A 17,076-nucleotide genomic window follows, 5' to 3' on the forward strand; every position below is an offset into this window, starting at 1 on the left:
TTGAATGCTGGCGCAGGCAAAGGGATTCGATTACAATCTTCAGATGACATACATAATGACCGGAATCGAAGGATTCGAACTGACTGCACAAGATCTTGAAAACATCAATCATCCACTGACGTGTGGGGTGATTTTTTTCAAACGAAACTTCAAGAATTACCAGCAGTTAAAACGACTGATTCAGCACATCAGGGCGCTTAAAGGCCACGATTTCATCCTGGCAGTGGACCAAGAAGGCGGTCGAGTGATTCGTTTTGGCCTGCCCTTCACCCAATTACCACCCTTGGGCTTGATTGGTGAATCACTCAAGCAAGATGCCGATGCGGCCAAAACCTTGTGCCACCTACATGGCTGGCTGATGGCCAGTGAATTATTAAGCATCGATGTAGACATCAGTTTTGCACCAGTTTTGGATATTGATAATGGCTCGAATGTGATTGGCGACCGGGCTTTTGCCAAGCAAGCCGCTGAGGTAACTGCCATGGCGCAGATTTACTGCGGTGCGATGCAATCTGCTGGCATGAAAACCACCGCCAAACACTACCCTGGACATGGCACAGTGGTGGCCGACTCACATTTTGAATTACCGATTGATGAGCGCAGTGAGACCGACATCAAGCAGCTTGATATGCGGCCGTTCTCAGCACTCATACCAACCGGTTGTTTGGATGCGATGATGTTATCACATGTGATTTACAGTCAGGTATGTGATTTACCGGCTGGATACTCAACCCATTGGCACCAAAAAATCCTGCGTGAACAACAATGCTTCCAAGGCGTAACCATCAGCGATGATCTGGGCATGAAAGCCGCGGAATGTGTGGGTGACATCCATCAACGATACCAAGCCTGTCTCGACGCCGATATTGATATGACATTATTATGTGAGCCCAAACTGTGCTCCACACTGTATTCAAACAAGCGTTTGAAATATTTACCCAAAAATGACTCTAAATTGTTTAGAATAACTGACTTGCGTGGTCAATCAACTTTGAGCACATCACAACCCTTTTGGGAACAACGGCGCTGGCAACAAGCCAGAAAGGCCTTGGTAAGCATCTTGGCCATCATAAAAAACAATCAGATAACAAGCAACGAAGCACAGTAGAAATCAACCATGACAACATGCAACTATCCAAACCTATTCGAGCCTCTGAAAGTCGGCAACAAAACCATCAAAAACCGTGTGTTAATGGGATCCATGCACACCGGTTTGGAAGATCGCGCCAAAAACTACCCCAAGCTGGCTGAATACTTCAGACAGCGGGCAGCCGGTGAGACTGGCATCATGGTTACCGGTGGCATTGCGCCAAACATCTCTGGCTGGGTTGGGCCATTTTCAGGTTTTTTAAAATACGGCTTCCAAGTAAAGCGCCATAAGTTGGTAACAGATGCTGTGCATCAGGAGGGCGGTTTGATCTGCATGCAAATCCTGCACTCAGGCCGTTATGGTTACCACCCATTCAATGTGTCAGCCACCGATAAACAGTCACCCATCACGCCGTTCAAACCGAAGAAGCTGACAGCTAAGAAAATTCAGAAACAAATCAAGGATTTCGTTAATTGTGCCCGACTGTCACAAAAAGCCAATTACGACGGCATTGAAATCATGGGTTCGGAGGGTTACCTGATTAACCAATTCATTTCTCCTCGCACCAATGACCGCAATGATGAATGGGGTGGCAGTTTTGAAAATCGCACCCGCTTTGCTCTTGAAATAGTTAAACAAACCCGCCAAGCCGTGGGTGAAAACTTCATCATCATTTTCCGTTTATCAATGTTGGAATTGGTCAACAACGGTTCATCCATCGATGAAGTGATTCAATTGGCCAAAGCTTTGGAACAGGCTGGTGTCAGCATCATTAACACAGGTATAGGTTGGCATGAGGCGCGGGTACCAACCATTGCCACTATGGTGCCCAGAGCGGGTTTCGCTTGGGTCACAGAACTGATTAAAAAAGAAGTTAACGTGCCTTTGGTCACCACCAACCGCATCAACCACCCACAAGTGGCTGAGGACATCATTGCCTCTGGTAAAGCGGATATGGTTTCTATGGCCAGACCGTTTTTGGCAGATCCAGCCTTGGTTAAAAAGTCCAAAGAGGGACAAGAACAAGACATCAACATCTGTATCGGCTGCAATCAAGCCTGTTTAGATCACGTGTTTCAAAACAAACGCGCCAGCTGTCTGGTAAACCCAGCTGCTTGTCACGAAACAGAGTTCGTTAAACAACCCATAAAGCAGAAGAAAAATATCGCTGTGGTTGGGGCCGGCATGGCAGGCTTATCCTGTTCAACCACATTGGCAGAACGGGGGCATAATGTGACCTTGTTCGAGGGCGCCAATAAAATCGGCGGTCAATTTAATTTAGCAGCAGCCATCCCCGGTAAAGAAGAATTTATTCACACCATCAACTACTTCACCCATTTACTTGAAAAGCACGGTGTGAATTTAAAACTCAACCACAAACCCGATGCCAATGAGTTAAAAACTTATGATGAGGTGGTCATCGCCACTGGTGTGACCCCAAGAGTGCCTGGCATTGAGGGCATAGATCACGAAAAGGTCATTCTTTATCATGACCTGCTCAGCGGTCGTAAAAAAGCCGGTGATAAGGTGGCCGTCATCGGAGCTGGTGGCATTGGCTTTGATGTCAGTGAATATTTATCGGTTGAAAACCCCGATGAGGCCCAAAGTATTGAAGCATTCTGCGCTGAATGGGGCATTGATCAAAGCATAGAATCACCTGGCGGCTTAGTCAAAGCACACGATGAAAAATCAGCCCGAGAGATTTACATGCTACAACGTAAAACCAGCAAACCAGGCAAAGGTTTAGGAAAAACCACAGGTTGGATCCATCGCTTAAGTCTGAAAAAGAAAGGCATCAAAACCCTGACCGGTGTCAATTATGAAAAAATTGATGATGCAGGCCTGCACATCACCGTCAAAGAAAAACCACAAGTACTGGATGTTGACCACGTAATTATTTGTGCAGGCCAAGTGTCTAACAAGGACCTGTATCAAGAAGAGCCGGAAAATTACCACATCATTGGTGGTGCCGATCTGGCTGCAGAACTGGATGCCAAGCGCGCCATCAAGCAAGGCACCTTACTTGGCCAAAAACTTTGATAGGATCAACAAAGTAAGCCAGCTGATCAATAGGCTGGCTTCACAATAAATTGATTGTAGTGCGTTTAAACTTCATGACTTATTATCTATTGATGATGACTGTCTCAGTCATATTATTTGGACATGGAATATACCGCATTAAAACAACTGGATTCAAACAAACACTCAACCAAACGAACCCTGCTACTGACGTTGCTGTGCCTGTTAATCAGCGCCTGTAACAACGAAACCAGCCATTCGCAAAACACCCCCAACCAGACAATCACAACTGACACCGAAGACAACGCAATCAAGGATGTTGTCACTGCGGATGAGTACATCATTTTAGCCATTGGCGACTCCCTGACAGAAGGCTTGAATGTCAACAAAAATGCCAACTACCCAGCCCAATTACAACAAGCACTGCATGAAAAAGGCTACAAACAAGTCAAAGTGGTCAACTCAGGTTTGAGTGGAGAAACCTCCAGTGGACTTAAAAACCGCTTGGACTGGGTGCTACAGATCAAACCAGATTTAACCATCCTTAATATCGGTGCTAATGATGCCATTCGGGGCTTGCCTTTGGATTTGACTGCTGCCAACATCAACAACATCATCGAAAGAATCAAAGCATCTGGTTCTGATGTGGTCTTGGCCGGTATGGAAATCTATGACAACCTTGGTCCTGAATACGTTGAAGGGTTCAAAAGCATCTACCCAAAGATGGCCGATGAACACCAAGTACCACTGATTCCGTTTTTTCTTGAACATGTCGCCGGTGATGCACAATACAACCAAGCCGACATGATTCACCCAACAGCCGAAGGCTACACTTTGATTGTCAACCGCAACATCATGCCCGTAATACAACCCATCGTGTCACAACACCTTAACAACCCATTGAGAAGTAAATAAAAATGAACCAAACTGTTTTAGAAGCCAACCAAATTCACAAGTCCTTCCAACTTGAAAGAAGCCAAATCGATGTTCTCACAGACATCAACTTAAGCGTCAAATCGGGTGAATTTGTGGCCATCATGGGTAAGTCAGGTTCAGGCAAATCAACCCTGCTCAGCTTGTTGGCTGGACTTGACCAACCCAGTGCCGGGCACATCACGCTCAATGGTGAAGACATCACCAATTTCAGCGAGGAGGAATTGGCACTAAAAAGACAATCAGACATCGGCTTTGTGTTTCAGTCTTTTCATTTGATACCCACACTTTCAGTGCGTGAAAACATAGAATTTCCATTAAGTATTGCACGTCATCAGGATGACGAAAAGGTCAATGAACTGTTATCAGCGGTGGAGTTAGAGCACCGCCGAGACAGTTTCCCTCACCAACTCTCAGGCGGCGAAAAGCAACGCACCGCCATTGCCAGGGCATTGGTGGCCAACCCAAAAATTCTATTTGCTGATGAACCCACCGGTAATTTGGATGAGAAAAATGCCAACCAAGTGATGCAGCTGTTGCTTAATCTACAACAAGCTTTCAACACCGCATTGGTAATTGTTACCCATGATCCTGAACTGGCCAAGCTGGCCGATCGCACCATTCATATTGTTGATGGAAAGCTGCAGTGAACAATCGACTGCATCATGCCATCATTCGCCGCGAGTGGTTTGGCCACTGGATTTATCCTTTGTTGTTTTGTTTCAGCTTGCTGATTTCTTTGGGTGCCTATCTGACCCTGGATTCTTTGCAGAAAGCCGTCGATAACTACATTGACGACAACCAAAAAGCCATGGTAGGTGGCGACATCATTGTCTCAGCCAGACAAATATTACCTGATTCAATCAATGACTGGGTGGCTACAAAACCCAATGACATCATAGTTAAGGAGCGCCAGTTCAACGCCATGACTTACCCGGTCATTAACGACAGCGAAACATCCTTATTGGTCAGGGTTAAGTCAGTTGATAGGAGCTATCCACTTTATGGTGATTTGGTGCTGGCCAGCGGCATGGATAAATCAGAGGCATTAAAACCAGGCCAAGTACTGGTTGAAAGGCAGGTAATGACCGGATTGGATGTTGCCATTGGGGACTCAATCAAGCTGGGGGACTCAAACTTCATCATTGCCGATGAAATCACCGAAGAACCAGATCGACCTTTAACTGCCTTTGGTTTTGGTGCCAGAGTCATGATGCTCAATGAGGACCTTGAGTCCACAGGCCTTTTGGGCCAACGCAGTCGCATCAATTACCGAGTCGAAATCAAAGCTGATGGTGAAATTCGCAACCAATGGTTACAAGAATTAAGGACTTTGGCTGGTGACAGTCGCATCAATGTGACGGCCGTAGAAGATGCGCAGACCAGTATTTCCGCCTTATCTGGTAATTTTTTGGTGTTCCTGAAATTGTTGGTGGTGGCCGTTATAGTGCTGTCCGGTGTCGGTTTGATGAGTGTGGTTAAAGCTTTTGTTAACCGCCAACAACAAACCAATGCCATCAGGCGCGCTATCGGTGAACCCGTGGCGCATTTGAAACGCAGTTATTATCAGTTATTTATGATGATGACCGTTTTGGCTGTTTTTCTTTCTTGGGGCGTCAGCTGGATAGTTTTACAGCTTGGGCATGATGCTTTTGCCTCAATACTGCCAGCTCAAGTCAGCTTGAACATCAGTCTTTTCAGTGTTTTGAAGGTACTGATCATTGCCCTGGCACTGACTTGGTTGATGACACACAACACCATCCAATCACTTTCAAAAGTCAAACCAGTTGCGGTGTTGCAACAACAAACCACTAACACTGCCCAGTTCACAGCCTCAAAATATTGGCTCGCCTTATCGGCTTTGGCACTCTACCTGTTGCTCTCATTGGAATTAGATTCATGGTGGCAAGGACTTCAGGTAGCAAGTGGCTTATTGGCAATCAGTGCGGTTTTTTGGCTGTTCAGCCGCTTGATTCTGCTGGGTCTAAAAGCCTTGATCAACAAAGGCATGATTAAACAATGGTTGGTTAAATTATCACTACAAAATATATTCCGCAAAGGCAATCAATCCATGTTGTTTTTCAGCACCATGTCAATGGCGGTTATGGTGATGTGGAGCATCACCGCTTTGAACCACACCATTGATCAACAACTGATCAGTACCTACCCAGAAGATTCGCCTAACATGTTCATGCTGGATGTACAAAGCGATCAACACCAAGTACTGAATGAAATCATTGAAACACAAGCCACCTATTATCCAGTGATCAGGGCCCGAATTGCCAGTGTTAACGGCGTCGACCCAGAAACTTTGAAGTCACAACTGGGTAACTATGACAACATTTCACGCATCTTCAATTTAAGTTACGGCAACGAAATCTTAGCCACCGAACAAATGATCGATTCGATTGATCCCGATCAGTTGTACAGTGTGAAACAAAACAGCGATGCGCACCCCATTTCAATCCTTGACAGCATTGCCGAATACTTGCAGGTTTCACTACACGATGAAATTATTTTTGATGTCCAAGGTGTACCTATACGAACCTACATCAGTAGTATCAGAAGTCGTTTCCAGCGTGGCCCAAGCCCGTTTTTTTATTTCATGTTCCAACCAGAAGTAATGGCCAATGCACCGCAGATTCAATTTGCCACGGCGCAGGTCAATGCCACCGACATCCCGCAGTTCCAGACCACTATTGCGCGCAAATTCCCAGGCATAACTACCCTCGATGGCGCCAGTATTGCCAAACAGTTGAAAGGGTTTGTTGATCAGTTAACTCAACTGGTGCAAATATTTACAGGTTTAAGTTTGTTGGCAGGCATCATGATTTTGATCACTTCTCTGGTCTCAACCTCCCAGGATCGCTTACAAGAAAGTGCTTATTTTCGCTTGATGGGCATGCTCACCAAAGACCTGTACGCCATTAATTTGATTGAATTGATTATCTTGGGATTATTGGCCTTCCTGGCGGGTGGCGTATTGGGCTGGTTGGTATCATACAGCATCACCACTTTCTGGTTTGCTTTGCCATTTGTTTTTCCTTGGGCAGTCAGTTTGTGGTCGTTATTGGCTTTGGTTGGCGCCCTGGTTTTGGTGGGCTTGGCATATGGTCGATTGGTTATCAAAAGTAACGTCATGAACTTAGTCAGACAAATGATATAAATTGTGACAATATTTTACCAAACTGACACTAAACTGTTCATTGCAATCACAGCTAATACAGTGAACTTGTTAATTTAAACATTTGGCTTTATTTTCACACATTTGTGTCGCAAAAATGGCACAATAGTTATGTGAAAATAAAATGCCTGCCGCCTGTGCCAGCATTTCGCCAATACCTTTTGCTCGAAGGTTTGATGAATCATTATTAAAAAAGAGGTTTTTCTAGCTAAATTGAATTACACAACTGAATGAATGAAAAAGGAAACTGAAAACCAAAAACAGCCAGTAAGCGACAAAAACACTGAACGAGTCGATAGCCAAGCCATTGACCAATCAGTTAAAGTCAGTGGTGCAGCTGATTTCAATCAAATCCTACATGAAACCCACCGCATTTTCGTTCAGTACCTGCATCCCAGGTTGAAACATTTTTTTGAGGGTCTCAATGACTTTTTCTTTGACATGGCTGAACAAGCAGAATCAAATGCCATGCAGAACGCATATTTTACGGCCATCGGCGATACCAGAAAAAACAAAGCCGATTTAACCCGCCAGTTTGCCAAAAACGTTAATGTCATTTTTCAAAAATTTAAAAGCAAAGACTACATATATTTCATCGAAAATAAAGAGCAAGCCAAAGACCAGAAAAAAGCACTGACTCTGATCAAAGAAGATGACTTGGACCAAAAATTGGCCATCAATAATGTATCTGCCAAAATCAGTCAGGTATACACCAAAGAACTATTCCTGTTGAATGCCCGTTTCAGTGAATTGGCTGGTGCAGATGAGGATTTAAAGAACAACGAAAACCCAATCGGACCCGATGCAATTGTTAATGCCTTTGCTTCATCACTGAAATTACTCAAATCTGAAAATAACATCAAATTGATGATCATTAAATTATTTGAAAAAGACATGGTGGAAAGCCTGGGGCCCGCTTATCGCCTGGTTAATAAGTTTTTCAAGAAAAATGACATCTTGCCTGATTTAAAGTTTGAAATAAAACACAAATCAGCAGGCAACCATGCTGTGAATAATTCGATCAATTACCTGGCACAGGCCTTAAGTGAAGAAGATGAGAATTATAAGAAAATTGCCAACATACTTGAGCACGATCGAGAAAAATCACCGCAACAAAGCTATACCCCTGAAAATATTGTTCAGTTTTCACAACTCAGTGATGCCTTGAACCAAATCACTGTTGAGTTATTCAGTGACAGTGAACTTGAAAATAAAGAAATCATCAGTCCACTTGATCTCAAAGATGAGTTATTGAAGAAACTTAAAACCCTCAAAGCCATATCTGAGGGCCAACAAATCTCTGCTGCTGATGAAAACACCATTGACCTGATAGCAGAATTATTTCAGTTCATGGTCGAAGACCGTAATTTGCCAGAAACCATTCAGTTGATATTATCGAAGCTACAACTGCCTTTTTTACAGATTGCACTGAAAGACAAAACTTTCTTTTCCGACAAGCACAACAACGCCAGAAAATTACTCAACATAATCGCCGAATGCTCTGTGGGCTGGTCGCCAGAAACTGATGACAATGGTGTATTCGTTAAGAAAGTCAAAGAAATCGTCGATTTCATTCTCAAAAACCATGAAAAAAGCATCAATTATGAAAAACTGATTGAGCGATTCATTACCTTCGATCAGAAGTTAAAAAAACGTTCTGCCATCACTGAAAGACGAACCACCGCACAAGTCTCAGGTCGAGAAAGACTTAATATGGCTAAGCAAAAAACAGCCGAAACCCTCAAACGTCATTTAAAAGGGCAAAAAATACCGGCTTTGGTCAGAGAAATTTTGCTAAAACCTTGGGCCAATGTGTTGGTTTTATCGGAACTTAGAAAAGAAGAGTCACCCGAGTTATTAACCAAACACCGCGATTTTGTGCGCCGACTGGTCAGTGCTTCAAACCCTGAAAATACCGACAAACGTTCTGATGATGCCATCAAAGATATTTGTAATGAAATGATAGATGGATTGAAACTGGTTGCCTATGACATCCAAGAATTGAGAGTCAAATCGAAAGAAATTGAAACCTGTTTAAAAGAGATCAATGGCATCAGCCAGGAAGAAAAATCCATTGATTTTATCGAGCCAGCAGACATCCTTAAACTTTCAAAAGAATTCAATCAAGAGTCCAGCGTGGGTGATTTGATTCAAAATCCTGATCCTGACATGCGACCACCTCAGGGGTTACCTGAATTGGACGATGTTCACAACCAAGCCTCTCAGACTTTGGTATTGGGGGAATGGATTGAAATTGATGCCAAAACCAATCCACGCAGGGTCAAATTGTCATGGGTCAGCCCCATCAGTGGCAAAATGCTGTTCGTGGATGCCAAAGGCAACAAAATGATCGATATTTTCCCCATAGAGTTGGCTGACAAATTTCGCCGTGAAGAATTCTTAACCATGCAACAAATTCCATTGATAGATCGCGCCATGTCTAAGATTGCAGAAAAAATGTCTAAAAAAACAGCCTGACATCATCTGACTGAGACATTTTACCCGATTCAAGTCATCTTCAATCAATCGTATTTCATTTTACTGTCAATGAATCGCAATACGGTGATCAATACCATGACGGCCAGAAACGGTATACAAGTCAATAATATGCCCTGCCATTGGTAGTGGTACAAAACCCAGCCAGCCATCAAAGATGACAGACCTTGGAAAGTAAAAATGCTGAAATCGTTGAGGGCTTGGACTTTATGCCGCTCTTCATCGCGGTAACTCAACGGCAACAAGGTCGTACCCGAATAGAACAAGAAGTTCCAACCAATACCCAACAAAATCAAAGCCCACCAATAATGCAGTAATTCATGGCCTTGATTGGCTATGATATAAACGCCGATATACATCAATGTACCAATGAATAAAAAATACTTGGTCTTGATCCTCGAGCCCAACCAAATGGTCAACAAGGAAGGTAAGTACATCGCTGCCACATGAGATTGAATCACCCACTTGGTGTGCTCCAATGAGTGGTTATGTAATTGGTGCATACTCAATGGCGTGGCAGTCATTACCAAACTCATCAAGCCAAAACCCAAAGCGGCAGCCACGATAGCCACAATAAATACTGGCTGCTTAATGATTTGGCTTAAAGGTCTGGCACCACCCGCGACAACGCTTACTTTAATTGCAGGCGCTTTAAAGCGCGATACCAATAAAATCGCCAGCAATCCTAATACCATGATACCAATAAAAGCGCCTGCATATTGCGCCTCGAAAGCCAGCCATTGTTGACTGACAAAAGCCAGCTCCGGTCCAATCATGGCAGCAAATATACCGGTGAGCATCAATACCGAAACGGCTTTAGGAATGTCTTTGGCATCAGATAAGGACTCAATCGCAGCAAATCTGAGCTGTTGAGCAAATGCACCACTGAATCCCATGATAAATGCAGCCAAGGTGAAAACAACAAACCAACCATTGAGGACCGCAATAAAACCTAATAACCCGCCGAGGATACCAGAACTGAAACCCAGCATGGTGGCAGTGCGTCGCCCCAACTTTCGTGCCAGAAAAGCCGCAGGTATGGTGGCAACCGCAGTACCCGCTATCATCATTGATAAAGGCAATGTCACCACACTGGGACTGGGCGCCATGTTTTGCGTAACCATGCCACCAATGAATACCATCATCGGAGCAGCAGCCGTTATCAGGGGTTGTGCGAGGAACAATAAACTGATGTTTTTAGGCAAACCTGAGAACCGCTTGATCAACCAAGTACTTAAGATCAAAGCCAAAAATATAATGAATAACTGAAACATGTGTTGATGCAATACCTGTGTTGAAAGTGAGCAATGTTGAACCAATTGTAAATCTGATGCGTTAAAATAGCGACCATCATGCAAGAATCAAACACCAAGAAAGACAAAAAAGTGCAACAAATCATTATGGTTGAGGGCTTTTATAATGTGGTTGTATTGGTGTTAAAACTGATAGTTGGGCTCACCACCAACTCTTTGGCCATCATCAGCGATGCGATTCATTCGCTGACCGATGTCTTGAACAATGTGGTGATCTGGATGGTGATGCGAGTGGCTGGAAAACCAGCCGATAAAGAACACCCCTATGGTCACCGTAAATTTGAAACCATAGCAGTCTTCGCTTTGGCTTCTTTATTGGTGGTTTTGGCGGTGCAATTGATTATTCAGGCTTTCACCAGCGATACAAATGAAATCACCAATGAAGCTTGGGGTTTGGTATTGATGTTGTTGGTTTTGGCCATGAACTTTTCAGTTTCCATGTGGGAACGTAATTGGGCCAAAAAATTAAACTCTGACATCCTTCATGCCGATGCACAGCACACCTTGGTCGATGTGTTAACCACCTTTTTAGTCATCATCAGCTGGCAACTTTCAGCCATGGGACTGGTGTGGTTGGATAAGTTATGTGCAATTGCTGTGGCCTTACTGGTTTTTTATTTTGCTTTTGGCTTGTTTCAAAAAGTCATTCCAATTTTGGTAGATGGGTTCGCCATTGACCCAACGCTTTTAAGCAAAGAAGCCGAACAAGTCAACGGTGTAAAAACAGTCAGAAAAGTTCGCTCAAGATGGATTGGCAACAACAAAGCAGTGGATTTAATCATCACTGTTGATGCCAGCTTGAACATCACTGATTCACACGATATAGCGCATGCAGTGGAAGACCTGTTGGTAGCGCGATTCAATGTGGCAGATGTCTCAATTCATGTTGAGCCACACCAAGATGATGACCAATGAACAGGACCAAAATCAAAAACTCTTTCACCCTGTCATCACCATAATTGATTAAAATAATCAGACATTACTTAAGTGGAAATACAGTTCAGTGAAATACAAAAACACCACCGACTACCAACACGGCGACACCTTAAAAGTAGGTGTTTTACTGGTCAATTTGGGCACACCTGATGCACCCACAAAACAAGCCTTAAAGGTGTATTTAAAAGAGTTCCTGTCTGATCCAAGGGTGGTTGAACCAACCTTCCCACGCTGGATTTGGTGGCTGGTGCTCAATGGCATCATTCTGAACATCAGGCCAAAGAAGTCGGCTGAAGCCTATGCCACCATTTGGGATGAGGTCGGTGAGGGTTCACCTTTAATGGCCATCAGTAAAGACCAAAAGACTGCCATCAGTGAGCATTTCAAGACACAGAATATTGAGATCGTTACGGAACTCGCCATGCGCTATGGCAATCCTTCTATCCCACACGGTTTGGCCCAACTGAAAAAGCAAAATGTTGATCGCCTGTTGGTTTTACCGCTGTATCCACAATACTCAGCTGCCACCACAGCGTCTATTTTTGACGCGGTCACTGCAGAACTACAAACTTGGCGCTTGATACCAGAGACTCGTTTCGTGAATCATTACCACGACCACCCCGGTTACATTGAAGCTTTGGCCGAAAGTGTCAAAAAACATTGGCAGCAACACAGCCAGCCCGACCAATTGGTGATGTCATTTCACGGTGTACCCAAAAGATACTTAATTAATGGTGACCCATACCACTGCGAATGTCATAAAACCGGTCGTTTGTTGGCGGAAAAACTGGGCCTGAGTAAAGACCAATATCGGGTGACTTTCCAATCCATCTTTGGTCGGGAAGAATGGCTCAAACCCTACACCATGGACACCTTAAAAGCATTACCGAATGAGGGTCACAAACACGTACAAGTTATCTGCCCTGGGTTTGCTGCAGATTGTTTGGAGACATTGGAAGAAATTGCAGAAGAGAACATGGAGTATTTCATCGAAGCCGGCGGTAATGAATTCAGTTATATACCCGCTTTAAATTCAGACCCATCACACATCATTTTATTGGCTGAAATCATTACCACGCATTGTGGTCATTGGTTAAAAAAAGATGCTCCTAATTACAAATTAACTGCAAAATTATTTAAGCAAATGGATGAATAAATGAACCAAAATTGATTCTTCTTATGCCCTAAGAATCAATAATTTATGCGTTTTGATTCTGGCCTTTTTTTAATGCCCGACACGATGCTTTGACCCAGCCAATCTTTGGCCACGGATGTGTATTGATGGTCACCCATGATTTTCAATTGTTTTGATTGTACCGCTGATTCAAAATCATCCCAACCCATCCAGACAGATGTCAGAACTTTTGAATCAACAATGATCTGCACATCCACATCATAATCATTGTCTTTGTTACATAAATCCACTGCATCATTTTCAAATACCAACCAATAATCATTGAGTCCTTCTTCGATGTCACTCAAATGAATGTGAGTGATGAACGGGTTGGGTAATATTTCAATATTTTGGGCATTTCGCATGATGTCCCACATTAAGAATCTCGGGTCTAAATCTTCTAAGGAGGGTGCCGTTTGTAACCATTCTTGGCCCCAACCCGCCATGCCAATTATCACCGGTTCCAAAGCCTCACCTGCCTCGGTGAGTTGGTAATTAATTTGATTCCCTTTGAGGTTACTCTGTTTAGTAATGACACCAATTTGAACCAGCTCTTTCAAGCGTTTAGACAACAAAGTTCGCGACATGCGCGGCACGCCTCGACTGATGTCATTAAATGTGCTGGAACCAAACAACAATTCACGCAAGACCAATACCGTCCATCGGTTACAGAGTATTTCACTGGCCATGGCCAAAGGACAGTATTGGCCATAACTGATGTATTTTACTTGGTCTGAATCATTCACCTAATGAACCCCTTATCTGGTAATTTTTACCATGCTATCACCCATAAAACCATCATTCCAGTACTGTTTCTGTACCCAGCAGTAAAAAAACTACACTGGATGTAAGCTGTTTGACTTTCATAAACTAAGGACACCATTAAACAACCAGGAAAATAAAATGAAAAAATTTATTATCGAAAGAGACATTCCAAGTATCGGCACAATGGATCAAATCGCTTTACAAGCTGCTGCCGCTCAATCATGTGATGCGCTGAATAGGATTGGTCCGAAAATACAGTGGCTGGAGTCATTTGTTGCAGGCAATAAAACGTTCTGTGTTTATCTTGCAGAGGATAAGGCCTTGATCAGGCAACATGCTGAGTTTTCAGGCTTTCCAGCCAATCAAGTGACTGAAATTTTGAATACAATCAGCCCACTAACCGCTGGTTAATTACGTATTATTGGGTATTAAATTCAATCAGTTGATGTTATGTGCTTGTAATTCAAACAGCCAAGGCGAGTAAATCACTTCAATTTTTACTACCTTGGCCTGTTTTTTATCTATCCAGAAATATTGTGACGGGGCGCCACCGGCGTATTTAATTTTGTAGGTTTCAAAGGTGCCGGCTGGCACCGTTACCTGTTCTTCACCTTGGTATGAAATATCAATCAAACGTTGATCACCATCATAACCATTGAACCAATTAATCAACAATGGCTGATCTGCTTTAACTGGCATCATATGGGCCAACATGAGGGTACTGGTTCGCTCTAATGTGTGCGCACTAAGTGAACGGTTCAGACTGATTTTTCCTTGTTGCTTGAACTTATCTCTGGGAATTTCGCTGTGACCTGTAACCAATTGATCCTGCCACATAAGCTCAATATCAACAGGACTTCCCATTGAACCATTCATGAATAAACTCATTGGTTGTAAATTTTCCTTACTGACCGTTGCTTTAATCACTGCATCGATTTCCATGTCTGCTATGCGGGTATGTTCTTGCAAAGCATAAACATCACCTTGTGCCTCAAACTGATGTTTGGATTGGCCAACCACATCGCCTTTGTATTTCATGTTGAAAATCAATTCACCAGTAAAAAAATGTTCATTCATCGGGGTGAGTTTTTGCCGTGTTTGTGTGGCTTTACTGGGAAGGCTTTTTAACACATTCAAACGGGCTTCATCAGCCGAAAAAACAACTTGAAACAGGTTATCAAAATCTGATTCATCTAAATTAAATACTGGCTTGTTTGAGAGCATATGAGTCAACATTGGAGTGGTGTTGCTGTGGCCAACAATCAAGGCGTTGCCTTTTTGTTTTTTTATTTCTGCAGCAAATGCCGTTAAGTCACTGGCATCATAGGTTTTCACTGTTGTGCCTAAATAGGTTGCCAGCGGTTTGGCTGTGAGCTGTGTGCGTTGGTAGTTGGTGGCATAGATGTGTTCGATGTTGGCAGCCGATAACATGTCAGCCAGGTTTTCGGCACGCTGTTGCCCTAGTGCGGTCAAAACCGGATCTTTACTGCCATCATTCGCTTTTTCTGCATGTCTGGTTAAATAAACTGTCTTCCCTGAAATCACTGGAGAAATCACAATCATCACAACCAACAAAACCAAAACTTTATTCATGCCACACCCGATCTAAGAATACCTTGATTCTAGCAGCTTCAACATGCAAAGTAACATCACAAAAGTAATGGATGCTTTGAAAACACGTGATAGAATTTATCTATTAAAATAAAAAAAGGGGTCACCATGAGTAAGCTAATTTGTTTAATTCTTTTTGCATCGGCATCACAAGCAGGTGGTATTGACCTCATTATCTCTCCCAACAACGGTCCGACTGCGGGAGGTAACACCCTCTTAATTGATATCATTGGTGACTTCAACGAACAAAGTTTCAGCCAAGTCTTTGTCGGGCAAAACGAATGCAGTAACGCACAAGTTTCAGGTAACACAGTGACTTGCACGGTACCACCTGGCACCGGTGATGCAGCAGTGCTTTTAATCAGTGACAGTCCTCAAAACACTGGTACCGGTAGCAACGTCTACAGTTATGATTCACCCGTGGTGTTCTCAGCCTTGCCAAATCAGTTGAATCAACAAGGTGGTGAAGTATTATCACTTACTGGGATTAATTTCGGCAGTAATCAAGCCCAAGTATTGGTTGGTGGTCAAGTTTGTAACACGCTTTTTGTCACAGACAGCCAAATTGACTGCCTTACCCCACCTGGCCAGGGCCAAAACCAACCCTTGACAGTGGTACAAAACAATGGCGCCGTTTCAGCCAGTTTTGCTATATCTTATGCTGATTGTCAGCCGGGGAATTTTTTAGATAACGGTCAATGTATCGCCTGCCCGCCTGGCCGGTTTCAAGACCAAGCCAATCAAACCAGTTGTGAGATTTGTCAGCCCGGCACTTTCAATGATATGGTAGGAGCTGCTTCGTGCCAACCTTGTTCAGTTGGGACCTTCAGTGCAACAGCAGGTGCGGTTCAATGCAATGCATGCCAAGTAGGCAGATTCCAAGACCAACCAGGACAATCTGAATGCCTGAATTGTGCCACCGGCACAATCAGCCCCAATATCGGCGCAGCCAGTTGCACCGCTTGTCCAGCAGGCACATTTTCCGATATCGAGGGTGGTATACAATGTAACTTATGTCAAGCCGGCGAATTTCAAAACCAAGCAGGTCAAGACAGTTGTTCGCTTTGCCCGCCTGGATTTATCAGCTCGGGTACGGGTAACCAAGCCTGTACAGCTTGTGCAGCCGGTTTCTTTGCTGCCAACTCGGGTTCAGAGTCTTGTACCGCTTGTAACGAAGGCACATTCCAAGATACAACCGGACAGTCCAGTTGTCAATCCTGTGCACCAGGGACTGTTGCGGCATCAACCGGCGCCGCAGCCTGCACTTTGTGCGCACCAGGGACTTACCAAAATGACATTGGCCAAAACAGCTGTTTCAGTTGTGATGCGGGAAGTTTCGCCCCATTCAGTGGCAGTTTAGCCTGCACGTTATGCCCAGCAGGTACGTTCCAATCTGAATTGGGACAAACCAGTTGTACATCATGTCCAGACAGTGAATTACAACCTGCCGAAGGCCAAACCCAGTGTCTCGGTCCTGGCCAATGCGATGCGTTATACGGCATCTTTTTCTCTGAATTCGAAGATAGGTCAGTAGACCCTGGAAACTGAGTCATAA

At 43.8% G+C, this 17,076-nt stretch carries 13 protein-coding genes; 10 read left to right on the top strand and 3 right to left on the bottom strand.

What is annotated here, in order from left to right; all coding sequences use genetic code 11:
• The first annotated feature begins 43 nt into the window (after window positions 1–43).
• The 6 genes from nagZ to QNI24_RS11835 all read left to right on the top strand — a co-directional run bounded on the left by nagZ (window position 44) and on the right by QNI24_RS11835 (window position 9,704).
• Window positions 44–1,108: a beta-N-acetylhexosaminidase gene (gene nagZ / locus QNI24_RS11810; protein ID WP_267177308.1), complete on the top strand. Its 1,065-nt coding sequence runs from the start codon at window positions 44–46 to the stop codon at window positions 1,106–1,108.
• A 9-nt stretch (window positions 1,109–1,117) separates the two neighbouring features.
• Window positions 1,118–3,130 carry an NADPH-dependent 2,4-dienoyl-CoA reductase gene (locus QNI24_RS11815; protein ID WP_267177307.1) on the top strand — a complete coding sequence of 671 codons (2,013 nt, stop codon included), beginning with the start codon at window positions 1,118–1,120 and terminating at the stop codon, window positions 3,128–3,130.
• 123 nt (window positions 3,131–3,253) lie between these two features.
• Window positions 3,254–4,024 (top strand): arylesterase, encoded by a 771-nt coding sequence (locus tag QNI24_RS11820; protein ID WP_267177306.1) that lies wholly within the window; start codon window positions 3,254–3,256, stop codon window positions 4,022–4,024.
• Between the two features lie 2 nt (window positions 4,025–4,026).
• Window positions 4,027–4,692: an ABC transporter ATP-binding protein gene (locus QNI24_RS11825; protein WP_267177305.1), complete on the top strand. Its 666-nt coding sequence runs from the start codon at window positions 4,027–4,029 to the stop codon at window positions 4,690–4,692.
• Entirely contained in the window at window positions 4,689–7,208 is a 2,520-nt protein-coding gene (locus tag QNI24_RS11830; RefSeq protein ID WP_267177304.1) for an ABC transporter permease, read from the top strand. The genes QNI24_RS11825 and QNI24_RS11830 overlap by 4 nt, the downstream gene beginning before the upstream one ends.
• A 252-nt stretch (window positions 7,209–7,460) precedes the next feature.
• A complete protein-coding gene (locus tag QNI24_RS11835; RefSeq protein WP_267177303.1) occupies window positions 7,461–9,704 on the top strand; it encodes a DUF1631 family protein in 2,244 nt (747 codons plus the stop codon).
• A 44-nt stretch (window positions 9,705–9,748) separates the two neighbouring features.
• On the opposite strand, the gene QNI24_RS11840 is transcribed toward QNI24_RS11835, so the two are convergent.
• Window positions 9,749–10,996, bottom strand: coding sequence for an MFS transporter (locus tag QNI24_RS11840; protein ID WP_267177302.1), 1,248 nt, complete (start codon window positions 10,994–10,996; stop codon window positions 9,749–9,751).
• Window positions 10,997–11,074: 78 nt separating this feature from the next.
• Here QNI24_RS11840 and QNI24_RS11845 point away from each other — a divergent pair, with 78 nt between their 5' ends.
• Together QNI24_RS11845 and hemH are read left to right on the top strand one after the other, a co-directional pair.
• Window positions 11,075–11,950: a cation diffusion facilitator family transporter gene (locus QNI24_RS11845; RefSeq protein WP_267177301.1), complete on the top strand. Its 876-nt coding sequence runs from the start codon at window positions 11,075–11,077 to the stop codon at window positions 11,948–11,950.
• An 88-nt stretch (window positions 11,951–12,038) separates the two neighbouring features.
• The gene (hemH, locus tag QNI24_RS11850) at window positions 12,039–13,127 is read left to right on the top strand and encodes a ferrochelatase (protein ID WP_267177300.1); all 1,089 of its coding nucleotides are present in this window, start codon (window positions 12,039–12,041) and stop codon (window positions 13,125–13,127) included.
• Between the two features lie 35 nt (window positions 13,128–13,162).
• Here the strand turns inward: hemH and QNI24_RS11855 are convergent, their stop codons facing one another.
• Window positions 13,163–13,891: a winged helix-turn-helix transcriptional regulator gene (locus QNI24_RS11855; RefSeq protein WP_267177299.1), complete on the bottom strand. Its 729-nt coding sequence runs from the start codon at window positions 13,889–13,891 to the stop codon at window positions 13,163–13,165.
• Window positions 13,892–14,048: 157 nt separating this feature from the next.
• Between QNI24_RS11855 and QNI24_RS11860 the strand changes: the two genes are divergently transcribed.
• Window positions 14,049–14,321, top strand: coding sequence for a DUF4242 domain-containing protein (locus QNI24_RS11860; RefSeq protein WP_267177298.1), 273 nt, complete (start codon window positions 14,049–14,051; stop codon window positions 14,319–14,321).
• Between the two features lie 27 nt (window positions 14,322–14,348).
• Here QNI24_RS11860 and QNI24_RS11865 read toward each other — a convergent pair whose 3' ends face one another.
• A complete protein-coding gene (locus QNI24_RS11865; RefSeq protein WP_267177297.1) occupies window positions 14,349–15,503 on the bottom strand; it encodes a DUF3108 domain-containing protein in 1,155 nt (384 codons plus the stop codon).
• Between the two features lie 126 nt (window positions 15,504–15,629).
• Between QNI24_RS11865 and QNI24_RS11870 the strand changes: the two genes are divergently transcribed.
• Window positions 15,630–17,069, top strand: coding sequence for an IPT/TIG domain-containing protein (locus QNI24_RS11870; protein WP_267177296.1), 1,440 nt, complete (start codon window positions 15,630–15,632; stop codon window positions 17,067–17,069).
• The last annotated feature ends 7 nt before the right edge of the window (window positions 17,070–17,076 follow it).

It is taken from the genome of Marinicella marina, from assembly GCF_030065545.1.
Classification (GTDB): Bacteria; Pseudomonadota; Gammaproteobacteria; order Xanthomonadales; family Marinicellaceae; genus Marinicella; species Marinicella marina.